Origin of the sequence: Streptomyces sp. NPDC052043, assembly GCF_044548235.1 — a bacterium.
Taxonomy (GTDB): domain Bacteria; phylum Actinomycetota; class Actinomycetes; order Streptomycetales; family Streptomycetaceae; genus Streptomyces.
Genome location: NZ_JBIUBT010000020.1, coordinates 35,846 through 58,105, shown reverse-complemented (window position 1 = coordinate 58,105; position 22,260 = coordinate 35,846). Strand labels below are relative to the sequence as shown.

Annotated in this window: 20 protein-coding genes and 3 pseudogenes; 15 read left to right on the top strand and 8 right to left on the bottom strand. The window is 70.4% G+C overall.

All coding sequences use genetic code 11. From position 1 onward, the window contains the following. Nucleotides 1-64: 64 nt before the first annotated feature. From ACIHCX_RS35110 to ACIHCX_RS35065, 10 genes are all read left to right on the top strand, one after another. Nucleotides 65-757 carry an ABC transporter permease gene (locus ACIHCX_RS35110; RefSeq protein WP_400036887.1) on the top strand — a complete coding sequence of 231 codons (693 nt, stop codon included), beginning with the start codon at nt 65-67 and terminating at the stop codon, nt 755-757. After that, nucleotides 750-1,739: an ABC transporter ATP-binding protein gene (locus tag ACIHCX_RS35105; RefSeq protein ID WP_400036885.1), complete on the top strand. Its 990-nt coding sequence runs from the start codon at nt 750-752 to the stop codon at nt 1,737-1,739. The genes ACIHCX_RS35110 and ACIHCX_RS35105 overlap by 8 nt, the downstream gene beginning before the upstream one ends. Continuing rightward, nucleotides 1,736-2,455, top strand: a complete 720-nt coding sequence (locus ACIHCX_RS35100; RefSeq protein WP_400036883.1) for an ABC transporter permease — start codon at nt 1,736-1,738, stop codon at nt 2,453-2,455. The genes ACIHCX_RS35105 and ACIHCX_RS35100 overlap by 4 nt, the downstream gene beginning before the upstream one ends. Before the next feature lie 47 nt (nt 2,456-2,502). Next, nucleotides 2,503-3,492, top strand: a complete 990-nt coding sequence (locus ACIHCX_RS35095; RefSeq protein WP_400036881.1) for a glycine betaine ABC transporter substrate-binding protein — start codon at nt 2,503-2,505, stop codon at nt 3,490-3,492. Then, nucleotides 3,489-4,025 carry a formaldehyde-activating enzyme gene (gene fae / locus ACIHCX_RS35090; RefSeq protein WP_400036879.1) on the top strand — a complete coding sequence of 179 codons (537 nt, stop codon included), beginning with the start codon at nt 3,489-3,491 and terminating at the stop codon, nt 4,023-4,025. Before ACIHCX_RS35095 ends, fae begins: the two co-directional genes overlap by 4 nt. Next, a complete protein-coding gene (locus tag ACIHCX_RS35085) occupies nt 4,022-5,131 on the top strand; it encodes a mandelate racemase/muconate lactonizing enzyme family protein (RefSeq protein WP_400036877.1) in 1,110 nt (369 codons plus the stop codon). The genes fae and ACIHCX_RS35085 overlap by 4 nt, the downstream gene beginning before the upstream one ends. Nucleotides 5,132-5,144: 13 nt before the next feature. After that, nucleotides 5,145-6,632 (top strand): aldehyde dehydrogenase, encoded by a 1,488-nt coding sequence (locus ACIHCX_RS35080; protein ID WP_400036875.1) that lies wholly within the window; start codon nt 5,145-5,147, stop codon nt 6,630-6,632. Then, nucleotides 6,625-7,566: an NAD(P)-dependent oxidoreductase gene (locus ACIHCX_RS35075; RefSeq protein ID WP_400036873.1), complete on the top strand. Its 942-nt coding sequence runs from the start codon at nt 6,625-6,627 to the stop codon at nt 7,564-7,566. Before ACIHCX_RS35080 ends, ACIHCX_RS35075 begins: the two co-directional genes overlap by 8 nt. A 3-nt stretch (nt 7,567-7,569) precedes the next feature. Next, nucleotides 7,570-8,742, top strand: coding sequence for an iron-containing alcohol dehydrogenase (locus ACIHCX_RS35070; protein ID WP_400036871.1), 1,173 nt, complete (start codon nt 7,570-7,572; stop codon nt 8,740-8,742). Between the two features lie 79 nt (nt 8,743-8,821). Beyond that, entirely contained in the window at nt 8,822-10,282 is a 1,461-nt protein-coding gene (locus tag ACIHCX_RS35065; RefSeq protein WP_400036869.1) for an NAD-dependent succinate-semialdehyde dehydrogenase, read from the top strand. A 56-nt stretch (nt 10,283-10,338) separates the two neighbouring features. Here the strand turns inward: ACIHCX_RS35065 and ACIHCX_RS35060 are convergent. Both ACIHCX_RS35060 and ACIHCX_RS35055 read right to left on the bottom strand, forming a co-directional pair. Next, a pseudogene (locus ACIHCX_RS35060) lies at nt 10,339-10,812 on the bottom strand (GlxA family transcriptional regulator); the annotation flags it as partial. 376 nt (nt 10,813-11,188) lie between these two features. Beyond that, nucleotides 11,189-11,506, bottom strand: a complete 318-nt coding sequence (locus ACIHCX_RS35055) for a hypothetical protein (RefSeq protein ID WP_400036998.1) — start codon at nt 11,504-11,506, stop codon at nt 11,189-11,191. A gap of 127 nt (nt 11,507-11,633) precedes the next feature. Here ACIHCX_RS35055 and ACIHCX_RS35050 point away from each other — a divergent pair, with 127 nt between their 5' ends. The 4 genes from ACIHCX_RS35050 to ACIHCX_RS35035 all read left to right on the top strand — a co-directional run bounded on the left by ACIHCX_RS35050 (nt 11,634) and on the right by ACIHCX_RS35035 (nt 16,060). Continuing rightward, nucleotides 11,634-12,722 (top strand): Lrp/AsnC family transcriptional regulator, encoded by a 1,089-nt coding sequence (locus tag ACIHCX_RS35050; protein WP_400036867.1) that lies wholly within the window; start codon nt 11,634-11,636, stop codon nt 12,720-12,722. Nucleotides 12,723-12,890: 168 nt separating this feature from the next. After that, nucleotides 12,891-14,375: an amidase gene (locus tag ACIHCX_RS35045; RefSeq protein ID WP_400036865.1), complete on the top strand. Its 1,485-nt coding sequence runs from the start codon at nt 12,891-12,893 to the stop codon at nt 14,373-14,375. A 15-nt stretch (nt 14,376-14,390) separates the two neighbouring features. Then, nucleotides 14,391-14,636, top strand: coding sequence for a hypothetical protein (locus tag ACIHCX_RS35040; protein ID WP_400036863.1), 246 nt, complete (start codon nt 14,391-14,393; stop codon nt 14,634-14,636). Beyond that, nucleotides 14,633-16,060, top strand: coding sequence for a sodium:solute symporter (locus ACIHCX_RS35035; protein ID WP_400036861.1), 1,428 nt, complete (start codon nt 14,633-14,635; stop codon nt 16,058-16,060). Before ACIHCX_RS35040 ends, ACIHCX_RS35035 begins: the two co-directional genes overlap by 4 nt. Before the next feature lie 122 nt (nt 16,061-16,182). On the opposite strand, the gene ACIHCX_RS35030 is transcribed toward ACIHCX_RS35035, so the two are convergent. Together ACIHCX_RS35030 and ACIHCX_RS35025 are read right to left on the bottom strand one after the other, a co-directional pair. Further along, nucleotides 16,183-17,709, bottom strand: coding sequence for a malonyl-CoA synthase (locus ACIHCX_RS35030; RefSeq protein ID WP_400036859.1), 1,527 nt, complete (start codon nt 17,707-17,709; stop codon nt 16,183-16,185). A gap of 16 nt (nt 17,710-17,725) precedes the next feature. Further along, nucleotides 17,726-19,108 carry a malonyl-CoA decarboxylase domain-containing protein gene (locus ACIHCX_RS35025; protein WP_400036857.1) on the bottom strand — a complete coding sequence of 461 codons (1,383 nt, stop codon included), beginning with the start codon at nt 19,106-19,108 and terminating at the stop codon, nt 17,726-17,728. A 164-nt stretch (nt 19,109-19,272) separates the two neighbouring features. Here ACIHCX_RS35025 and ACIHCX_RS35020 point away from each other — a divergent pair, with 164 nt between their 5' ends. After that, complete coding sequence (locus ACIHCX_RS35020) at nt 19,273-19,950, top strand: GntR family transcriptional regulator (protein ID WP_400036855.1); 678 nt, start codon at nt 19,273-19,275, stop codon at nt 19,948-19,950. Between the two features lie 13 nt (nt 19,951-19,963). Here ACIHCX_RS35020 and ACIHCX_RS35015 read toward each other — a convergent pair. The 4 genes and pseudogenes from ACIHCX_RS35015 to ACIHCX_RS35000 all read right to left on the bottom strand — a co-directional run. Next, nucleotides 19,964-20,176: pseudogene (locus tag ACIHCX_RS35015) on the bottom strand (acetaldehyde dehydrogenase (acetylating)); the annotation flags it as partial. Nucleotides 20,177-20,189: 13 nt separating this feature from the next. Next, nucleotides 20,190-20,611: pseudogene (locus ACIHCX_RS35010) on the bottom strand (acetaldehyde dehydrogenase); the annotation flags it as partial. Nucleotides 20,612-20,786: 175 nt separating this feature from the next. Continuing rightward, nucleotides 20,787-21,521: an alpha/beta fold hydrolase gene (locus tag ACIHCX_RS35005; protein WP_400036853.1), complete on the bottom strand. Its 735-nt coding sequence runs from the start codon at nt 21,519-21,521 to the stop codon at nt 20,787-20,789. A 135-nt stretch (nt 21,522-21,656) separates the two neighbouring features. After that, a complete protein-coding gene (locus ACIHCX_RS35000; RefSeq protein ID WP_400036851.1) occupies nt 21,657-22,124 on the bottom strand; it encodes an ATP-binding protein in 468 nt (155 codons plus the stop codon). Nucleotides 22,125-22,260: the final 136 nt, after the last annotated feature.

Here is a 22,260-nt window from a genome sequence, read left to right as displayed (position 1 = left end):
TGTCTACGGTTCCCAGCCAAGCGTGCGAAACACCCTGGTAACGCCCAGTCAGAAGGGAGGCGCGGTGACGCTCTGGGAATACCTGCAGAGTCGGCAGGACGTCCTCATCGCCCAGGCCCAGGAGCACGCCGGCGTGGTGGCTGTCTCCATGAGCATCGCCACCGTGATCGGCGTTCTGGTCGGAGCGCTCACCTACCGAACGCCGCGCATCAGTTCACTGGCTGTGTCGCTCTCCGCGGCCGCGCTGACCATCCCCTCGTTCGCCCTGCTCGGGGTACTGATCGGGCCGCTCGGCCTGGGCTACGCGCCCACTGTGGTCGCCCTCGTCGTATACGCGCTGCTGCCGATCATCCGCAACACGGTCGTGGGCCTGGCCGAAGTCGACCCGGCGCTCACCGAGGCCGCTCGCGGGGTCGGCATGGGACGTCTGCGGATGCTGGCCACCGTGGAGTTCCCGATCGCATGGCCGGTGGTGCTGGCCGGGATCCGGGTCTCCACCCAGATGATCATGGGTATCGCGGCCATCGCCGCCTATGTCGGCGGCCCGGGCCTCGGCAACCAGATCTTCGACGGGCTGGCCGCGCTCGGCGGCGTCAACTCCGTCAACCGGGCGCTGGTCGGCACCCTCGGGGTCGTCCTACTTGCCCTGCTCTTCGACTTCGCCCTGGTCGTCCTCGGACTGCTGACCGTGCCCCGCGGTCTGCGCCCGCGACGGCGGTTCCAGGCCCTCATTTCGCGCAGGAGCGCCCATGCCTGACCAGCCGATGATCAGCCTTCGGGGGGTCACCAAGTCCTACCCGGGCCAGTCGGCCCCCGCCGTCGGTGACTTCTCCATGGACATCGCGGCCGGTGAGGTCGTCGTCCTGGTCGGCCCGTCCGGCTGCGGCAAGACCACCACCATGCGGATGATCAACCGGATGATCGAGCCCACTTCCGGCTCCATCAAGGTCAACGGCCGCGATGTGCAGACGCTCAATCAGAACCACCTGCGGCGCGGCATCGGCTACGCGATCCAGCAGGTCGGCCTCTTCCCGCACATGACCGTCGCCGCCAACGTGGGCCTGGTGCCGCGGATGCTCGGCTGGGAGCGCAAGCGGATCGAGGAGCGGGTCGACGAACTGCTCGACCTGATCGGTCTCGGCTCGGAGTTCCGCGAGCGCCTGCCGCGCCAGCTCTCCGGCGGCCAGCAGCAGCGGGTGGGTGTCGCCCGTGCGCTGGCCGCGGACCCGCCGGTGATGCTGATGGACGAGCCGTTCGGGGCCACCGACCCGGTGACCCGGGACCGGTTGCAGAGCGAGTTCCTGCGGCTCCAGCAGACCCTGCGCAAGACCATCATCTTTGTCACCCATGACTTCGACGAGGCGATCCGGATGGGCGACCGGATAGCCGTCCTCGGCGAAGGCTCACGGATCCGGCAGTTCGACACACCGGAGGCCATCCTTGCCCGACCCTCCGACGAGGTGGTCGCCCGCTTCGTCGGCAACGGTTCCTCGCTCAAGCGGCTCGGGTTGCGCAGCCTCTCCGACGTCGACTGGGACCCCGTCCCGGACCAGCCGCCGCCGGCCGCGCTGGATGCGGCGGCGACCCTGCATGCGGCACTGGACACCATGGTCGCCGCAGCCTCGACCCGGATCGGCGTCCTCGACGCCGAGGGTCGGCTGCAGGGCGAGGTGCGGATCGAGGCGCTGATGCGGGCCGTGGCCGAGCCCTCCGTGCTGCCGTCCGGCGGTGCGGCATGAGCTTCCGGCTGCGCAGCCGCCTCGTCACCCCAGCCGTGATCGCGGCCGTCCTGGCCACGCTGTACCTCTGGGTGCACTCCCTGCCGCTCGACTCCATCGAGCAGCGCACCCTCAACCCCGGCTACATCACCGACGCGGTACGCCAGCACCTGTGGCTGACCGCGATCTCCACGGTGCTGGTGCTGGTACTGGCCCTGGGCGCCGGCATCCTGCTCACCCGGCCGGCCATGCGCTGGCTCGCCCCGATCGCCACCGGCGTGGCCAACATCGGCCAGGCCGCGCCCGCGATCGGCCTGCTGGTCCTGCTCTCGCTGTGGCGGGGCATCGGCCTCGGCACCGCCGTGACCGGCCTGGTCGCGTACTCCGTACTGCCAGTGCTGCGCAACACCATCGTCGGCATCCAGCAGGTCGACGCCCCTGTCGTCGACGCGGCCCGCGGCCTCGGCATGGGTCAACTCGCCGTGCTCTTCCGGATCGAACTCCCGCTCGCGGTACCGGTCATCCTGGCCGGTGTCCGTACCGCGCTGGTCCTCAACGTCGGCGTCGGCACCCTTGCGACCTTCGTCAACGCCGGCGGCCTCGGAGACATGATCGTCAACGGCATCAAGCTCCAGCGCACCCCGGTGCTGGTCACCGGTGCCGTCCTGGTCGCCTCGCTGGCGCTGCTGGTCGACTGGCTCGGTGCAGTGGTCGAGGACCGCTTCCGCGCCCGCTGAGCCCTCTTCCTCGCTCCCACCCTCTTTCCACCTGCAAGGGGATCGCCATGTCCGTCAACCGCCGTATCCGCACACCGGCCGCTGCGCTCGCCCTGCCGCTGCTGCTGGCTGCCTGCTCCACACACGTCACCACCGACGCCAACAGCGGCGCCACGGTTGCCGAGGGGGCCGGCTCGATCAAGGTCGACCCGGCCCTCAAGGGTCAGACCCTGACCGTCAGCTCCAAGGACTTCAGCGAGAACATCATTCTCGGCGAGATCACCAAGTTCGCCCTCCAGGCCGCCGGCGCCAAGGTCAACGACAAGACCAACATCAAGGGCAGCTCCAACACCCGTACCGCGCTGACCTCCAAGAAGGTCGACCTGTACTGGGACTACACCGGTACCGGCTGGATCGTCTACCTCAAGCACACCGACCCGGTGAAGGGCGCGGACGCCCAGTACAAGGCGGTCTCCGAGGAGGACAAGACCAAGAACGGTGTGCAGTGGCTGGCCCCCGCGCCCGCCAACAACACCTATGCGCTGGCGGTGCTCGCGGCCAAGGCCCAGCAGTGGAACCTCAAGTCGCTCAGCGACTTCGCCGCCTTCACCAAGACCCACCCCGCCGACGCCACCGTCTGCCTGGAGAGTGAGTTCTCCACCCGCAACGACGGCTGGCCGGGCCTCGCCAAGGCATACGGAATCGACATCCCCAAGGCCAACATCAAACTGGTCGACACCGGTGTGGTCTACACCGAGACCGCCAAGGGCACCACCTGCAACTTCGGCGAGGTCTTCGCCACCGACGGGCGGATCTCCAACCTCAAGCTGACCACGCTGGAGGACGACAAGCAGTTCTTCCCGGTCTACAACCCGGCCCTGACGCTGCGCGTCGAGACCGCCGAGAAGTACCCCTCGATTGCGCAGATCATGGCGCCGATCGCCGCCAAGTTGAACAACGAGACCCTGCGCGACCTCAACGCCCAGGTGGACGTCGTCGGCAAGCCCGCCGACCAGGTCGCCCAGGGCTGGCTGAAGCAGAACGGGTTCGTCGGATGAGCGCCGGCGAGGACTTCGGCCGGGAGGTCATGATCGGCGAATCCTTCGTCGGCAGCGGCCCCAACGCAGCCCACCTCAACACGGTCCTCGGCCGCCGGGGGACGGCCGCCGAGACCGCCTGGGCCACCGCCCTGGCGACCCCGCGGCCCGGCTACGCCCCCTTCGTAGCCGTCCTGAAGCCCAGCCTGCCGGTCAAGCCGCTCACCCTCTTTGTCAACAAGGCGGACATCCGCGGTGACACCCACGCCTCGATGACCTGGGGCGCCGCGCAGGCCGGGGTGGCCGGCGGGGTCGCCGACGCGGTCGCGGAGGGCGTCATCCCCCAGTACGCCGCCGACGACCTGCTGTTGATCGCCGCGGTCTGGGTGGACTGGGCGGCCGACGACGCCGAGCAGGTCTACCGAAACAACCGGGCCGCCACCCGCAACGCACTCGCCGCCGGCGTCGCCCGCGCACCGCACATCGATGAGGTGCTGGCGGCCCGGGACCAGGTGGCCAACCCCTTCTTCACCCCGACCGGAGCCGCACCGTGAAGATCACCGCGATCCGTCTGGAACGGCTGATACTCGATCTCGAGCCGCCGTTCCGCGCGGCCTGGGACCCGGTGCCCCGCACCCGCTTCCCGGCCACCGTCGTACGGGTGGAGACCGACGAGGGCATCACCGGCATCGGCTCCGGGGACGCCATGGACGGCTTTGACGCGTACGCCGAACTCTTCGTCGGCGAGGACCCGCTGGACATCGTCCGGCACGTCCGGGTGATCGAGACGATCAACTTCCACTCCGGCCGCTACTGGCCGCTGGAGGTCGCGCTCTGGGACATCATCGGCCAGGTCACCGGCCAGCCGGTTGCCGCTCTCTTCGGCAACGTCCACAAACGGCTGCGTGCCTACGCCTCCTGTGGAGAGCTCAAGTCGCCCGCCGCGAGGGCGGAATCGGCTCTCGCGCTGCGCGAGCAGGGCTTCCGGGCGATGAAGATCCGGATCGACCGGAACCGGATCGAGGAGGGCATCGCCGCAGTCACCGCCACCCGTGAGGCGGTCGGCGAGGGCTTCGAGATCATGGTCGACCTCAACCAGGCCTGGCGGATGTCCGGTGACGTCGACCCCGCCCTCGACCTCGGCTCGGTCCGCCGAACCGTCCGCCGACTCGCCGAGCTCGGCGTGTACTGGGTCGAGGAGCCACTGCCGTACACCGACACCGCCGGACTGAAGCGGCTGCGCGCCGAGACCGGGGTGCGGATCGCCGGCGGCGAGATGCTGGACTCCTTCGGGGCGCTGGTCGACTACCTGGAGAACGACGTCCTCGACATCTACCAGATGGACGTGGTGCTCGCGGTCGGCATGCTGCGCTGCCGGACCCTGGCCGAACTCGCCCAGTTCAAGCACCGGTTCTTCACCCCGCACAGCTGGACCAACGGCATCGGTGTGCTGGCCAACCTGCACGTCAGCGCCGGCGTGGGCGGCGGCCCGTACTTCGAGTTCCCCTACGACCCTCCGGGCTGGACCCCGGAACGGCGGGACTTCATGCTCGCCGAGCCGGTCTGGATCGACCCGGACGGCTGTGTCGAGGTCCCCGACCGGCCGGGCATCGGCGCCGTCCTCGACGAGGCGGTCATCGCCCGCTCGCGCGTCAACTGAAAGGGAGCCGTGCATGACCGACACCGACTGGGCCCGACGGGCGGCCGAACTCCGGCCCGAGACCAGGCTGTTCATCGACGGCGACTACACCGACGCGCAGGACGGTGCGACGCTCGACACCGTCAGCCCCCGCGACGGCACCCGGCTGGCACAGGTCGCGGCCGGCAACAAGGCGGACGTGGACCGGGCGGTCCGGGCGGCGCGCAGAGCCTTTGAAGACGGCCGCTGGCGCGACCTGACGCCCAAGGAGCGCAAGCGAATCCTGCTGCGCTTGGCCGAACTGGTGATGGAGCACCACGAGCAGCTCGCCCTCCTGGAGACACTCGACGTCGGCAAGCCGATCGGCGAGTCGCTCCGGGTCGACGTACCCAGCGCCGCCAACTGCCTGCGCTGGTACGCCGAGGCGATCGACAAGCGGTACGACGAGATCGCCCCCACCGGCCGGGACGCCCTCGCCCTGGTGACCCGGGAGCCGCTCGGTGTGATCGGCGCCGTGGTGCCCTGGAACTATCCGCTGATCATCACCGCCTGGAAGATCGCCCCGGCCCTGGCCGCCGGCAACAGCGTCGTACTCAAACCTGCCGAGCAGTCCTCGCTCTCCGCGCTGCTCCTCGCCAGGCTCGGCAGTGAGGCCGGGCTGCCGGACGGCGTGCTCAATGTGGTCACCGGGCGCGGCGAACAGGCCGGCGCGGCGCTCGGACGGCACCCCGAGGTGGACAAGATCGCGTTCACCGGCTCCACCGCGGTCGGCAAGCTCTTCCTGCGCTACGCCGCCGAGTCCAACGCCAAGGCGGTCGCCATCGAGGCCGGCGGAAAGTCCCCGCAGTTGGTGCTGGCCGACGTCGGCGACCTGGAGGCCTGCGCCTCCGCCGTGGCCTGGGGCATCTTCTACAACGCCGGACAGACCTGCAACGCGGGTTCCCGCCTGGTCGTGGACGAGGCCGTCAAGGACGATCTGCTGGCCGCGGTGCTCAAGGCCGGCGAGACCTTCACCGTCGGTGACCCGCTCGACCCCGCCACCGTGATGGGCCCGCTGGTGGACCGCGCCCAGTTCGACACCGTGCAGTCCTACCTGGACCTGGCCCGGCAGGAGGGCGCCAGCACCGCATTCGGCGGTGGCCGGGCACACCCCGACAGCGGCGGCTTCTACCTCCAGCCGACCGTCCTGGACCAGGTCACCAATGACATGCGCGTCGCCCGCGAGGAGATCTTCGGCCCGGTGCTGTCGGTGATCACCTTCCGCGGCGAGGAGGAGGGCCTGCGGATCGCCAACGACAGCCCTTACGGCCTGGCCGCCTCGGTGTGGACCCGCGAGCTGACCACCGCGCACCGGGTCTCGCGCTCCCTGCGCGCCGGCACGGTCTGGGTCAACACCTTTGACGCCAGCGACGTGATCACCCCCTTCGGCGGCTTCAAGGACTCCGGCCACGGCCGGGACAAGTCCCTGCACGCCCTGGACGGCTACTCCGCCCTCAAGACCACCTGGATCAACCTTGGCTGAATCACCCTTGTCCGGCAAACAGCCGCGCATCGGCTTCATCGGCCTCGGTCACATGGGCGGGGCAATGGCCCGGAACCTGCTCAAGGCCGGTTTCCCGGTCACCGTCCACGACACCCGGCGCGAGGCCGCCGCCGACCATCTCACGGCCGGCGCCACCTGGGCCGTCAGCGCAGCCGACTGCGCGGCCGCCGCCGACGTCCTGATCACCATGCTGCCCGGCCCCCGCCAGGTGGAGGCCGTCCTGCTGCACGCGGGCGCCGCAGCAGCGCTGCGGCCGAGGGCCACCTGGATCGACATGTCGACCTCTGCCCCCGAGGCCGCCCGCCGGATCGCCGCCGATACCCTGGACCCGCGCGGCGTCCACCACCTCGACGCCCCGGTGAGCGGAATGGCCAAGGGCGCCATCGCCGGCACCCTGCAGATCTTCGTCGGCGGCTCCCCGGACGTGTACCAGGAGCACCGCCCGGTGCTGGAAGCCATGGGAGACGCCGAGCGAATCTTCCATGTGGGCCCGCGCGGCGCCGGATACACCGTCAAGCTGATGATCAACCTGCTCTGGTTCGCCCATCTGGTGGCCACCTCCGAAGTGCTCACCCTGGGCGTCAAGGCGGGCGTCGACCTCGATGTGCTGCGCACCTCGCTGATCGCCAGCCCGGCCAACAGCAACTTCCTCCAGCACGACATCCAGGCCCTGCTGGCGGCCGGAGACTATGACGAGTCCTTCGGCATGGCGCTGGCCTGCAAGGACCTCGGTCTCGCCGTCGACCTGGGCCGCGACGTCGGGCTGCCCGTCGAGCTCTCCGCCCTGGTCGAGCAGATCTACCGGCGCGGCCGCGCCCAGTACGGCGACCTGGCCGGCGAGATGATCCCGGTCAAGCTCTACGAGGACCTGGCCGGCATCGCACTGCGCCTCCCGGCCGGCAAGGGAGTGTGAGGGATGACCAGCTTCACCGCGACTTCCACCGGACACCTGGAGTTCGGCCCCGGAGCCGTCGACCGACTGCCCGCCGCGCTCGAACTGGTCGGGCGCAGCCGGGCGTTCATCGTCACCGACCCCGGCATCCAGCTCTGCGGAGTGCTCGCCGAGGTACTGGAGGTGCTGGCCGCCGCGGGCGTCAGGACCACGGTCTTCGCGGAGGTCGAGCCCAACCCGACCACCGACACCATCGACTCCGCCGCCGACCGGCTGCACACTCTTGGCGAGGCGGCCCTGGCCGAGACCGCCGTGGTGGCACTCGGCGGCGGCTCGAGCCTGGACGCCGCCAAGGGCATCTCGCTCGCCGCCGCCAACAACGCCAAGGCGGTCGCCTTCGACTACTCGGAGGAGCCGGCGCACCCTGCGCTGCCGCTGATCGCCATCCCGACCACCGCCGGCACCGGAGCCGAGACCAATGGCTTCGGCGTCATCGACAACCGGGTCGACCACTGCAAGGTCTACCTCGGCCACGACACCGCCCAGCCCCGGGTCTGCATCCTCGATCCCGAACTCACCCTCGGCCTGCCGCCCGCCGCCACCGCTGCCACCGGCCTGGACGCCCTGGTCCACGGCATCGAGTCGCTCACCTCCCGGGGCCGCACCCCGCTCTCCGAGGCCTACGCCCACCAGGCCGTCCGACTCGTCCACCGCTGGCTGCCCGCCGCCGTCACCGACGGCGCCGACCTCGAGGCCCGCTCCCAGCTGCTGCTCGGCGCCCACCTCGCCGGACTGGCCCTCAGCCTCTCCGGACTCGGTCTGGTGCACGGTATCGCCCACGCGGTCAGCGCCCGCACCGGCGCGGCCCATGGGCTCGCGCTCGGCGCCGTGCTCGACCACGTCCTCTCCTACAACCTGTCCGCCGCGACCCCCGAATACGCCGCGATCGCTTACGACCTGGGCATCGGCGACACCGCCCGCGGCGAGGCGGGAAACGCAGCCGCAGTGGCCCCGGCCGTCCGGGAGTTCGCCGAGCTGGTCGGCGCCCGGCCCACGCTGACCGCCCTCGGGTGCGAGCCCGCCATGGTGGCCGACCTGGCCCGGACCGCTCTCGCGGACGCCGTCACCCGCAACAACCCCCGCACCCCCGCCCAGCCCGAGCTGGAGGCGCTGATCACCGCCGCTCTGACGGACTGACACCCTGCGACCCGCCCTCCCAGCACCCGCAGCCGGGAGGGCGGGTCGCACACCCAACCCACCCAGGAGCGTCCTGCCCATGTCCACCACACCGGAGTACGACGTCCTGGCCGCAGTGCCCAGGGGCTGCCTGATCGACGGCGTCTGGAGGCCGGCCGCCACAACCTTTGAAGTCCATGACCCGGCCACCGGCGAGCCCCTCGCCCGGGTCGCCGACGCCACCCCGGCCGAGGCCGCCGAGGCCCTCGACGCCGCCTGCCGGGCCCAGCCGGGCTGGGCCGCCATCCCGCCACGGCCGCGCGCCGAAATTCTGCGCCGCTCCTACGACCTGCTGCTCGCCAGGGCCGAGGAGTTCGCGCTGCTGATCACCCTTGAGATGGGAAAGCCGCTCGCGGAGTCCCGCGGCGAGGTCGCCTACGCCGCCGACTTCCTGCTGTGGTTCAGCGAGCAGGCCGTCCGGATCGGCGGGGAGAACCGGCTCGCTCCGGACGGCGCCAGCCGCCTGCTGACCACCCGTCAGCCCGTCGGGCCCTGCCTGCTCGTCACCCCGTGGAACTTCCCGCTCGCGATGATGACCCGCAAGGTCGCACCGGCCCTGGCGGCGGGCTGTACCGCCCTGCTCAAGCCCGCCGAGGAGACGCCGCTCAGCTGCCTGCTCTTCGCCCAGGTCCTGCTCGACGCGGGACTACCGGCCGGGGTGGTCAACTTGCTGCCCACCAGCCGCCCGGCCGAACTGGTCACCGCCCTGCTGGCCGACCCCCGGCTGCGCAAGCTCTCGTTCACCGGCTCCACCGAGGTCGGCCGCAGCCTCGCCGCCACCGCGGGAGACCGGCTGCTGCGCTCCTCGATGGAGCTCGGCGGCAACGCCCCGTTCCTGGTGTTTGAAGACGCCGACCTGGACGCCGCCATTGCCGGGGCCATGCTGGCCAAGCTCCGCAACGGCGGGCAGTCCTGCGTGGCTGCCAACCGCTTCCTGGTCCACCAGGACCTGGCCGAGGAGTTCACCGCCCGCCTGGCCACGGCGATGTCGCAGATCCGGCTCGCCCAGGGCACTGATCCCCGTGCCCAGTTGGGGCCGGTGATCAACCAGCAGCAGCGGGAGCGGATCACCGCGCTGGTGTCCGACGCCGTCTCACGCGGTGCCCGGATCGTGACCGGCGGTTCCGAACAGTCCGGCCCAGGCTGGTTCTACCAGCCCACCGTGGTCGCCGACCTCCCCGAGGACGCGCTGATGGCGAACCAGGAAATCTTTGGTCCGGTGGCCCAGATCCACCGCATCAAGGACGAGACCGACGCCATCCGTCAGGCCAACGCCACGGACGCCGGCCTGGTCGGCTACCTCTACACCCGCGACCTGGCCCGGGCCTTCCGTGTCTCGGATGCCCTCGACTGCGGCATGGTGGGCGTCAACCGCGGCCTGGTCTCCAACGCCGCCGCGCCGTTCGGCGGCGTCAAGGCCTCGGGCCTCGGCCGCGAGGGCGGCTTCGAGGGGATCGACGAGTACCTGTCGGTGAAATACCTGGCAGTCGACCTCGCCTGACGGCGGCCGGGGGTTGCGGTGGAATGCCCGTCGGTGAGCCGCCCCAGCGTTGCTCCTCATGGCTCAGGGCGTTGGTGGTGTTGCCCGCCGTCGTTCGGGCCGGGGCGGCTTCCCGAGCGGAAGGTGCGGCGGTGGGTGTCCGGAGGCGCACCGACCGTGCGGTTGAAGTGCCGACGCAGCGTCGTCGCGGTGCCCATGCCGGTGGCCGCCGCGATGGTGTCGACGCTGTCGTCGGTGGTCTCCAGCAACTCCTGGGCGCGGTGGATCCGCTGAGTCAGCAGCCACTGCGACGGGGTGGTGCCGGTCACCGACTTGAAGTGGCGGCCCAGGTTGCGCGAGCTCATCCTCGCTTGGCGGGCCAGGTCCTCCACGGTCAGCGGATGGTCCAGCCGTTCGATCACCCAGAGGAGAAGCTCAGCGAGCGGGTGGTTGTCCGGGGCGGGGACCAGGGTGGTCACGAACTGGCCTTGACCGCCGTCCCGGTGCGGCGGCACGATCAGGCGGCGGTCGAGCGCGTTGGCGATCGACGAAACCCGAATGGGCTCCGCCAGCGCCGGTTCTACGGGTCGACCGGTATGTGCGGGATGCCGCTGGAAATAATGCAGGGCGCCCCGGGGACAACCGTGTGCGATTGGCTGTCCCCTGGTGCGTCTGCGGCGCCCTCCCCTGACTTCTCCGTGGTGGGTGTCGGGTCTTGGGGTTGCTGCCGCGGGGAGTCCTGCGGGCAGGGCGTCTCCTGATCGGGATGCCCGGTGGAGACCTCGGGCGCAGCAAAGGGGTTTTCGCCGCCCTGATGAGCAGCTGCGCAGCCGGTCAGCAGGCCGAGAGTGAGGCAGAGCGCGAACAGTCTTCGTAGAGACGCGGCCATTGATCTGTTTGCCTCCCTGCCTGCCTAGGCGCGAACGCTCAAAACTTCGAGTACTTGTTGAAGGCGTCCCCCACCCAGGTGGCGGAGTAGGGAGACCGCGTCTCAGTCGGTTTGTTCCCGTCGTCAACGTTGCTGTTCACGCCGCTGACGTAACCACCGTAGTAGACGTTGTCGTCCTTACCGTAGATCCACGGGCCACCGCTGGAACCGCCGGTCATGCCCATCGCAGGAACAGGCAGGACGCCGAGAGCGATCCCGAGCGGGAAGAGCGGCGACGCCTCCGGCGTCGGCGAAAACTCCGGCCGAAGGCCGCTCTCCTTGGACGCTCCGGGGGCGGGCAGACCAGCAAGGCCCACCCGACCGCCGACCGCAGGTGCCGCCCAAAGATCACCTTCAAACCGCGTCGGTGGATCCGGGCTCAGCCGAGCCGCAGAGCCCGACGCCCCTGGGTACGGGGTTGCTCCGGTCGTTAGGGTCGTTCCCGTGACGTACCCAGTACCGGCCGTGCCGGCCAACCCGACCGCCCCCGCAGCCCCGCCCGCGCGCCCCTCCACGCACCCGAGCGTGCCCGCCGGCGCGCACGGTGGCGCGCCCAGCGGTCCTCTCGACGGGCTCGACCGGCGGATCGTCGCCGCTCTGCAGATCGATGGGCGGGCCTCGTGGCGGCGGATCGCGGCGGCCCTCGGGGAGCCCGAGCGGAAGGTGGCGCGGCGCGGGTTGCGGTTGCTGGAGAGCGGGGACGTCGCCGTGCGCGGGCTTGTCGTGCGGGGTGAGACCGTGATCCTGCGGATGACGTGCCGGCCGGGCGCCGTGCGGGACGCGGCGGTGGCGGCGGCCCGGCGCGCGGACTGCATCTTCTCGTACGCGCTCGCCGGGCCGGTCGACTGCGTGGCGGAACTGCAGTGCCCGCCGGGCCGGTTGGCGCCGCTGATGCTCGACGAGGTGCCCGCGCTGCCGGGGCTCGTCTCGCACAGCGTGTCACCGGTTCTGCGGTATTTCCGCACGGTGCACGAGTGGTCGCCCGGGATCCTGGACGCCGGGGAGGTCGAGGCGCTCGGGGGGCCGTCCGGGATCGTCGACGAGCTCGCTCTCCCGGACATCGAGGTCGGGCCGGAGGAACTGGCGATCCTGGGGGCGCTCGCCGAGGACGGGCGGCGTACGCACGAGGACCTGGCGGCCGTCGCCGGGGTGTCCGTGGCGACCGCGCGGCGCCGTGTGGAGACGCTGACGCGGGAAGGCCTCGTGAGCATCCGGGCCGCCGTCGAGCCCGCGTTGCTCGGCCTGCCGGTCGAGGCGCTGCTGTGGATCAAGGTCAGGCCCGACGTGGTCGAGAAGGTGGGCCGGCTGCTCGTCGAGTCGCCGCTCGTGAGGTACGCGGCCGTCGTGATGGGTGAGCATCAGCTCCTGGTCGACGTGACGCAGCCGTCGAAGGCCGCGCTGCACGCGTTCCTCACGGCCTCGCCGTGGGTGCGGCACGTGGAGGCCGTGCAGTCCCATCTGGTCGTCGAGTCCTTGAAGCGCAGTGGTGTCGAGTTCCCCGGCACCGGTCGCGAGTCCTCGTCAAACGACTGAAATCTTCAGCCTCGACGGCCTCACGTCTTAAAGCTTCACCATGGCTAACCTATTGACTGAAAGGGTCAGTAGCTTCAGTGTGGTGCACCACACGCGTCGCGCCTCGGCCACCGGCCGGATCAGCATCACCGCGGCGACGCCCACCGTGCCTGCTGCCCTAGGACTGCCATGCCCGTTGCTCCCGGCCCCGTCGCCCCCAGCTTCGTCGAACCCGCCGCATCCGGCCCCGCCGTCCCCGACCGGGACGAGATCTGCATGCTTGACGCCGTCGACCTCGCTGCCCGCATCCGCCGCGGAGAACTCTCGGCCCGCGAGGTCGTCCAGGCCCACCTCGACCGCATCGAGCGTCACAACCCCGCCGTCAACGCGATCGTCACCCTCGACTCGGAGGGCGCGCTGGCCGCTGCTGCTGCCGCCGACGAGCGGCAGGCGCGCGGCGAGGAGCTCGGCCCGCTGCACGGCCTGCCCATCGCCTTCAAAGACACCCACCTCACCCGCGGCATGCGCACCACGCACGGCTCGCCACTCTTCGCCGAGCACGTCCCCCACGAGGACGAGCTCCTCGTGCAGCGCATCCAGGGCGCGGGCGCCATCCGCATCGGCAAGACCAACGTCCCCGAGTTCGCGGCCGGCTCGCACACCTTCAACCCCGTCTTCGGCGCGACCCGGAACCCGTACGACATGACGCGGTCCGCAGGCGGCAGCAGTGGCGGGGCCGCCGCCGCGCTCGCCGCCGGGTTCCAGCCGCTCGCCGACGGCAGCGACATGGGCGGCTCGCTGCGCAACCCGGCGTCCTTCTGCAACGTCGTCGGCCTGCGCCCCACACCCGGCCGCGTCCCCTCGCACCCCTCCGGCAACCTCTGGGACACCCTCGGCGTCGCCGGGCCCATGGGCCGCACCGTCGCCGACACCGCGCTGCTGCTGTCCGTCATGGCCGGACCCGACCCGCGCGTCCCGATCTCCCTCGACGAGCCGGGTGCCGGCTTCCGCGCGCCACTCGGGCGGAACACCGCCGGGCTGCGCGTCGCGTTCGCCCCCGACCTCGGCGGCCGGGTCTCCGTCGACCGCGACGTGCGCGACATCTTCGAACGCCAGACCAAGGTCTTCGAGGACCTCGGCTGCGTCGTCGTCGAGGACTGCCCCGACCTGGACGGCGCCGAGGACGTGTTCCGCACACTGCGCGCCCACGAGTTCAACCTCGGTCTCGGCGCGCTGCTCGACAGCGACCGCGCGTCCCTGAAGTCCAGCCTCGTCTGGAACATCGAGGAGGGGCGGCGCCTGACCGGCGCCGACCTCGTCCGTGCCACCACCGGGCACGCCCGCATCCACCTCGCCGCCACCGCCTTCTTCGAGCGGTACGACGTGCTGATCGCCCCGGTCAGCCAGGTCACCCCGTTCGCCATCGAGTCGGAGTACCCCACCGACATCGACGGGGAGCCGCAGCGCACCTACCTCGACTGGATGCGCTCCGCGTACTTCGTCACCGTTCTGGGCTCACCCGCCCTCTCCGTTCCCGCCGGCTTCACTCCAGCCGGGCTTCCCGTCGGCCTCCAGATCGTGGGCCCACCCCGCGCCGAGAGGACCGTGCTCGAGACCGGTGCCGCCTACGAGGCCGCCACCGGGCACGGACGCCGTCGCCCCTCCCTCCCGTAGCCGTATGGAGCCCCGATGAGAAATCCGCACGTCCTCTGGGCCGTCGTGCCCGTAGTGGCTTTCCTCAGTACACCGTTCCTGCCCTTCGTCAACGGCCCGCACCTCTGGTTCGGCATCCCCTCCGTCCTCGCCTGGTGCCTGCTGTGGACGGTGGGTACGACAGCTTCGCTCGCGCTCGTCGAGCACTTCGCTCACCACACCGATGAGGACGACGAGGACGACCACGTGACGCGCGACGCGTACGAGGAGGTCGCCGCGTGAACACCACCATGGCCATCACCCTGGTCGGCATCGTGACCATCGCCGTCGTCGGCATGAGCGGGCGCCGGCCGAGCCGCGGGGAATTCGGCGAATGGACCGTGGGGAAGCGCAAGTTCTCCACCTTCACCACCTGGTTCCTGCAGGCGGGCGAGTCCTTCACGACCTTCAGCTTCCTCGGCCTCGCCGGTATCGCCTTCGGCGGCGGCGTCGCCGCGGCCTTCGCGCTGTGCTATCTCGCGATCAACTTCATCCTGCAGTACTTCACCGCGCCCCGTATGCGTGAACTGGGCTGCAAGGGCGGCTACTTGACGCAGGCCGACTTCTTCGCCGACCGCTTCCGCAGTCCCCTGCTCGGCAAGGTCGTCGCCGTCGTCGGCGCCGTCTTCCTGCTCCCGTACCTCCAGCTCCAGATCACCGGGCTCGGGCTGATCGTGCAGCTCGCCACCGGCAGCCGTACGGGCGGCAACCTGAGCATGGTGCTCGCCACCCTCCTCACCGTCGCCTTCGTCCTGTGGTCCGGCATCCGCGGCATCGCGCGCGTCGCCTACCTCAAGGACGCCCTGATGATCGTCGGGCTCGTGGTGCTGATCGTCGGCGTGACACTGTCGGTGAACGGCGGCATCGGCGGCCTGTTCGAGACCGTACGGGACAGCCATCCGAATTTGCTGACGTTCCGGCAGGAAGGTTACGACGCCACGTTCTTCGTCACCGCCGTCATCATCTCCGGCCTCGGTGGCGGACTCGGCACCATGGCCCATCTGTGGCCGCCGGTCCTCGCCGCCGGCAGCGGGCGCGCGCTGCGCAAGAACGCGGTCTGGCTGCCGCTCTACCAGATCGCGCTCGGCATCCCCGTGATCGTCGGCTTCGCCGGAATCCTGCTGGTGAAGCCGGACTCCCCCGCGAACGCCGTCGCCTTGACCCTCGCGGGCCAGACCCTGCCCGGCTGGCTCGTCGGCATCGTCGCGGTCGCCGCGGCCTCGGCGGCGATGGTGCCGTCCGCGGCCATCGTCGTGGGCATCTCCAGCCTGCTGTCCCGCAACCTGCTCAGCGTCCGCAACGAACGCGCGCAGCTGCGCACCAACCACCTGTGCGTCGTCGCGGCCGCCGGCCTCGCCCTCGTACTCGGCCTGACCAGGCCCGGGCTCCTGTCCGACCTGCTGCTGCTCACCTACGGAGGCCTCACCCAGCTCGCCCCGGCGATCGTCATGGGCCTGGCGAAGAAGGTCCGTCTGGACGCGGTGCCCGCGCTGCTCGGCATCCTGACCGGCGTCGGCGTCCTGGTCTGGCTCACCTTCGGAGGTGTGGACGTCGGCACGGTCGACACCGGGCTCATCGCCCTCATCCCGAACCTGGTGGTCACGGCCGTCGCCCAGCTCATCGTACGGTCCCGCTCCCTCGCCCCGGTCCCGGCCGAGGCCAACTGACCGGCCGCCGGGCCGCGCGCGGTCGTGCCGCGCGCCGCCCGGCGGTCCATAGCGCTCTCAACTCCCTTACGGTTGCGGCTTCCTGAACGTCACGTGTCCGCCCTTGTCGGCCCCGCTCCGGGTCAGGTGTTCGAGCCCACGAACAGGTTCTGGTAGCGTTTGCGCAGCTCGGTCTTCTGCACCTTCCCCATCACGTTGCGCGGCAGTGCTTCGTCGACGCGCACGGCGCGCGGGTGCTTGAACCGGGCGAGGTCGCCGGCGATGAACTTCAGCAGTTCGGTCTCCTGGGGCTCCTGGCCCGGCGCCGGGACGACGACAGCCACGACCGTCTCCCCGAAGTCCGGGTGCGGGACACCGATCACGGCGGACTCCAGCACCGTGGGGTGGGCGTCGAGCAGTTCCTCGATCTCCTTGGGGTAGATGTTGTAGCCGCCGGAGATCACCAGGTCCTTGCCCCGGCCGACGATGCACAGATAGCCGTCCTCGTCGATGCGGCCCAGGTCACCGGTGATGAAGAAGCCGTCCGCACGGAACTCGGCCGCCGTCTTCTCCGGCATCTGCCAGTACCCGCTGAAGACGTTGGGGCCACGGACCTCGATGCTGCCGACCTCACCGTCGGGCAGCGCCTGTCCGGTCTCGCCGTCCACCACCCGGACCTCCGTGCCGGGCAGCGGTTTGCCGACGGTGCCGGGCTTGCGCGGGCCGCCCTCGTACGGGTTGGTGGTGTTCATGCCGGTCTCGGTCATCCCGTAGCGCTCCAGGATGGCGTGGCCGGTGCGGGCCTCGAAGGCCTGGTGGTCGCTCGCGAGCAGCGGGGCCGAGCCGGAGACGAACAGCCGCATCGAAGCGCAGGTCTCGGGGGTGAGCCGGTCGTTCTTCAACATCCGGGTGTAGAAGGTGGGCACGCCCATGAGCACCGTGGCCCGGGGCAGCAGGTCCACGACCGTCTCCACGTCGAACTTCGGCAGGTAATACATGGAGGCACCGGCCGCCAGGGTCATGTTCGCGGCGACGAAGAGCCCGTGGACGTGGAAGATCGGCAGGGCGTGGATCAGCCGGTCCTGGTCGGTGAAGTGCCAGGCTTCCAGCAGCGCCTGGCAGTTGGAGGCAAGGTTGCCGTGGGTCAGCACCGCGCCCTTGGAGCGTCCGGTGGTGCCGGAGGTGTAGAGGATCGCCGCCGGGTCGTCGGCCGACGCGTCGACGACCTCGTCGTGGCGGCCGTCACCCTCCAGCAGGGTGCCGTCGCCCTTGGTGCCGAGGGTCTCGACGACGAGGTCCTCCCCTTCGCGGTGTGCGTGGTCGGCCCGCCGCTCCGGGGAGCAGACCAGCACACGCGGCTGGGCGTCGCCGATGAAGTACTCCATCTCCGCACCGGTGTAAGCGGTGTTGAGCGGCAGGAAGGCGCCGCCGACCTGCAGCGTCGCCAGATACAGCGCGATGGCCTCCGGGGATTTGTCCACCTGCATGGCGACCCGGTCACCGGGGGTGACACCGCCGGCGACGAGCCGGGCGGCGATCCGTCCCACGGTCCGCGCCGTCTCGCCGTAGGTGATCTGCCGACCGCCGGGCAGCTCGAAGAGCGCCTTGTCCGGCTGCCGCTCCACCTGCTCGGCAAAGGACCGGTAGATGGTGGTGAAGGGTGGTGCCATCAGGGGTGTTCCTCTCTCATCGATCGTTTGAGGCGGTAGCGGCGGTGGAGGCGTCCCTAGCACAGGGCACCTCCGCGGCCTCGGGGAAGGCGTCGCGCAGCGGTCCGCCGAGGGCTACGGCGCCGCGGCGGACGAAGTCCTCGTGCCGGCGCTCCAGCTGCCCCGGCTCGTAGCGGTAGTTGATCATCGCGCCGTACGATTGCCGCCAGGCTTCGGCCGAGCTGTTCGCCGGCCAGTTCAACTGCCAGGCGGCGGCCCCGTTGCCCAGGTGGAAGCGGGCGACCGGATCGAGGGGGCGTCCGTCCTCGCGCCGCTCGACCGCGATGTACCGGGCCAGGGCGGGAAGGAGCCGGGCACGGATCCGTTCGACGTCCGCCGTACCGAGGTCCGCCGGCCCCTCCAGGGCGTCCAGCTCACGGACGAGCAACCTCAGCTCGGCGTCCCGTCCGGCCTGCTCACCGAGCCAGCGCCGGAATCCGGGGAGGGGCGAGAGCGTGACGAACTGTGTCAGATGGGGCAGCTGCTCGATGACCTGCTTGATGAGGAAGCTGCCGAAGGAGACTCCGGCCAGGCCGTCCAGGGCGTTGTTGATCGAGTAGAGCGCCGCCGTGTCCGCGTCCGACGGGCTGAGCGCCGGGCCGGGCTCCAGCAGCGGAGCGATGCGGTCCGGCAGGCCGCGCACCAGAGCGACCTCCACGAAGATCAGCGGTACCTCCCCGGTGGCCGGATGGAAGAACGCATAGACAGCACGGTCCTCCGGCTCCAAGCGACGGCGGAGCTCGGCACTGCTCCCCATCGGGTGGACCTTCTCGCCCTGCATCAGGTGCTGGTGCAGCTCCTTCGGTGCGTCCCCGGTGACCTCCACCATGCGGAGAAAGCCTCGGTTGAACCACGAGGTGAGCAGGTGGTGGAAGTCATGGTCGAGGGGCCGCAGCCTGGGGTGACGGCGCATCAGCCGGCGCAGGTCCGCGCGCATCCCGACCAGGGCGAGCGTGGCGTCGGGTGCGTGGTTCATCCGGCGGAGCAGCTGCTGGCGGGCCGGCTCGACCACGTCGAAGAGCCGGATCAGCTCCTCCTCGCCCCGGGACCCGGCGCTGCGGGCGTCCTCCCAGCGGCGGAAGGCGGCACGGACCTGATCGGCGTCGGCGTCATAGGTCTGGGTGATGTGGCTGAAGAAGGCCCACCTGCCGTCGTCGTCGAGCTCGACGTATGCGGCGAGAGCCCTGGCCGCGACCGCGCGCATCGAGGCTTCACCCACGTCGCTCATCAGGACTTCGCAGGCGGCGAGGAGCTGGTCCAGCGGGGAGTCCAGCGGCTCTCCGGCCGCCGGATCCGCGCCACGCCGCCGCCCGAGAGCCTGGAACAGGTCGGTCAGCAGCCAGCCGTCGTGACGTTCCATGTCCGCACCTTCCGTACGCTCCTGGGCTCGCTCGCCTCTGGTGTCGCCCCCGGTTTTAAATCCATGACCGCAGACGATATATATAACAGCGCCAGCGTAGGACACATCGAGCCTCGTGCACCACCCTCTGCACGCCCGGATAACCTGACCCCTCGGAGGTGCACATGGCCCGGCTCCCGGAATCCCAGCGCGTTCGCGACGCACTCGAGAACGCTGTCGTCGACGGTCACTACCGTCCCGGCGAGCGTCTGGATCCTGCGCGGCTCGAGCAGGAGTTCGGCTGCTCTCGCACGCCGATCCGGGAAGCCCTCCAGGCCCTGGAGCGCTCCGGACTCGTACAGATCCGCCCCAAGCAGGGCACGTACGTCACCGAGCTGAGCGTCTCCGAGCTGGCCGAGCGCTTCGAGGTCATGGCCGAGCTGGAGGGGATGGCGGCGCGGCTCTCCTCCCGCCGGATCGACCGGGAGGCGCTGGACGACCTCGAACGCGCCCTGCAGGAGTGCGAGAGCCAGGCGGCGGCCGGCGACGCGGACCGCTACTACTACGCCAATGCCCGGTTCCACGGCATCGTCTACGACTCCTGTGGCAACGAATACCTGCGACAGCAGGCCCACGCGCTCAAGCGAGCCCTGCAGCCGTACCGGCGACTGCAGCTGCGCGTCCCGGACCGCATGCGCCGCTCCCTGGCCGAGCACCGCGAGATCGCCGACGCCATCACCCGCGGCGACGCCGAGACGGCGGAGAACGCCGCCCGCGACCACGTACTCGTCCAGGTCAAGGAGTTCAGCCAACTGGTGTGGACATGTCGGCAGTTGATGGTGCCGGCGCGCGACGCCGGATGAGCGCACCGCCGCCAGGGGCCGCGGCTCCGATCGCGGCCACGATCGGGATCGTGGCCTGATCGCCGCAGGTGACCACGTCGACGTTCGGCGCGTCGAGGTGCTCCGCCAGATTCACCGCGGGGATGACGTACGGACCGATGGCGGCCGGGGTCAGGCCGATGACGCGCTTCCCGTGCGGCCGTAGCTTCTCGGCGTTGAGCAGGTGGGCCTTCACGGAGGTGGCGTTAAGACGATCCCCGGTGGGCCGCGCCCTCGACCTCTAGGAAGACGGTGACCTTGGTGGTGACCTCGGGTACGCCCGGCGGCAGCAGCGGGTACACGGTTCGTCCGGCGGCACCGGGGTGAACTGGACCTCCTGCTTGAGCCGGTAGCCGGGCACGTACTCGGCGACCGACGCCACCATGGCGGTGATGGAATCGGCGACCGCCTGCTCGTCCACGTCACCGGTCAGGCAGTAGACGGTGTCCCTCGTGATCAGGGGCGGTTCGACCGGGTTGAGCACGATGACCGCCTTGCCGCGCAGTGCGCCGCCGACCGAGGCGATGGCGGCAGAGATCGTCTCCGTGAACTCGTCGATGTTGGCGCGGGTGCCGGGACCCGCCGAGTGGGAGGCGATCGCCGCGACGATCTCGGCGTAGCCGACCGGGGTAACCCGGCTGACCACAAAGGCCTTCACCTTGCTCGACCAGTTCAAACGCCTTGCCGTGCGCTGGGAGAGGCGTCTTGAACTCCACGACGCTTTCATCTCACTGGCCTGCAGCCTCATCTGCTGGAGGCGCCTCAAGAAGGCCGCATCGTGATCCATCGGCGGGGCGCCGGAAAGGCTGAGGCCACGGCTATGCCGAGGCAAGGAAGTCCCGGACCGCGTCCGCGAAGCCGACCGGGTCGTTGGCGTACAAGAAGTGGTCCGTCCCCAGTTCGACGAGACGGGTACCGGGCCGCCGAGCGACCATCCGTGCTGCCTGCTCCGCCGACAGCACACCGCCTTCGGCACCGCGTATCAGCAGCGCCGGGCAGGCGGAGCCGGTCCAGTCGGCCCAGTGGTCGCCGTGGACCTGGTCCTCGGATTCGTAGATGTCCTTGGGGTGGAAGTGCAGGCCCCAAGTTCCGTCCGGCCCCTCGCGAACAGCGGATTCGAGAAAGGGGGCGAACGGGCCCAGCTGCGCCACGAACGCCTCCCGGCTGGGGCAAGTACCCTCCGGAAGGTTCAGCACGAACGTTAGCGGGTTGCTGCCGTCCAGGCCGAGCTCGGCACAGCCCTCGCCGTTGACCAGCGCGGTCACACGCTCGGGGTGGCGGGCGGCGAACTGGTAGGCATTGATCGCGCCGAGCGAGTGCCCGAGAAGAACCGCCCGGTCCAGTCCCAGGTGGCCCATGAGGGCTTCCAGGTCGGCGAGGTAGCCCTCCCGGCTGTAGTCGGCCGCCCGGTCCGAGTCGCCGTGGCCGCGCTGGTCGGGCGCTATGACCCGCCAGTCCCGAGCGAGACGGGCGGCGAAATCGGCGTACGACATCCCCTCGGACATGTGTCCGTGCAGGGCGAGCAGCGGGCGGCCCGGTCCGCCGAAGTCCACGTAGGACAGGGTGCGGCCAACACCCGGTCGGGCCGAAGTGCCCCAGGATCCGGCGCAGCATCTCTGCCTGACGGCAGCCCTCGGCACGGCAGCGTGGCTCAGGCGCGTACGTGCTTGAGGAAATGGGGCCCGTGATCAATCACCTGTCAAGACTGTGGGGCACCGGAAGTGGACAAAGACGACCTTGCCTCGTCCCTCCTGAACTGGAGCAACGGTTACCCCGCCTCCGTACAGCTGGGCGAGATCGACCACGCTCCTCAGCCCCTCGCCGGCCTCCTCACGCGTCGTGGGCGGAATGCGCGGGTCGCGGTCGGCAACACCCACCATCAGGGCATCACAATCCACCGCGATGAGAACGTCGACAGTGGGCGAGCGATCACCTGCGTGCCGCACCACGTTCGTGACCAGTTCACTGACAACCAGCAGCACCGCGTCCACCAGGGCGGATCCCCGCGCAACTTCCCACTCGGTGAGAGTCGCCTGCGTGCAAGCACGTGCCTGCCGCACCGCCGCCGGCTCCGTTCGTACGGTGAACACGCGACGGCACGAGCCCCGCAGATCCAGCTGTGGATCGGCAGTCGTCGCTCGGCTGGGCCACCGCATAGCGCCTCCCACGGTCAGCCACTACAGGACAACGGCCGAAAGGGCCGAGACCACCAGATCTCGGGTACCCCCATGCCGCGCCATGCTCGTCACCGCGCCGGCAGGAACCGGGCCGCACTGGACGATGCTCCGCGCG

Coding starts and splice junctions, on each gene's coding strand:
- ACIHCX_RS35045 (WP_400036865.1), top strand. CDS start 12,891: ATGCCCGTTGCTCCCGGCCCCGTCGCCCCCAGCTTCGTCGAACCCGCC.
- ACIHCX_RS35070 (WP_400036871.1), top strand. CDS start 7,570: ATGACCAGCTTCACCGCGACTTCCACCGGACACCTGGAGTTCGGCCCC.
- fae (WP_400036879.1), top strand. CDS start 3,489: ATGAGCGCCGGCGAGGACTTCGGCCGGGAGGTCATGATCGGCGAATCC.
- ACIHCX_RS35040 (WP_400036863.1), top strand. CDS start 14,391: ATGAGAAATCCGCACGTCCTCTGGGCCGTCGTGCCCGTAGTGGCTTTC.
- ACIHCX_RS35000 (WP_400036851.1), bottom strand. CDS start 22,124: ATGCGGTGGCCCAGCCGAGCGACGACTGCCGATCCACAGCTGGATCTG.
- ACIHCX_RS35030 (WP_400036859.1), bottom strand. CDS start 17,709: ATGGCACCACCCTTCACCACCATCTACCGGTCCTTTGCCGAGCAGGTG.
- ACIHCX_RS35025 (WP_400036857.1), bottom strand. CDS start 19,108: ATGGAACGTCACGACGGCTGGCTGCTGACCGACCTGTTCCAGGCTCTC.
- ACIHCX_RS35020 (WP_400036855.1), top strand. CDS start 19,273: ATGGCCCGGCTCCCGGAATCCCAGCGCGTTCGCGACGCACTCGAGAAC.
- ACIHCX_RS35100 (WP_400036883.1), top strand. CDS start 1,736: ATGAGCTTCCGGCTGCGCAGCCGCCTCGTCACCCCAGCCGTGATCGCG.
- ACIHCX_RS35065 (WP_400036869.1), top strand. CDS start 8,822: ATGTCCACCACACCGGAGTACGACGTCCTGGCCGCAGTGCCCAGGGGC.
- ACIHCX_RS35105 (WP_400036885.1), top strand. CDS start 750: ATGCCTGACCAGCCGATGATCAGCCTTCGGGGGGTCACCAAGTCCTAC.
- ACIHCX_RS35080 (WP_400036875.1), top strand. CDS start 5,145: ATGACCGACACCGACTGGGCCCGACGGGCGGCCGAACTCCGGCCCGAG.
- ACIHCX_RS35095 (WP_400036881.1), top strand. CDS start 2,503: ATGTCCGTCAACCGCCGTATCCGCACACCGGCCGCTGCGCTCGCCCTG.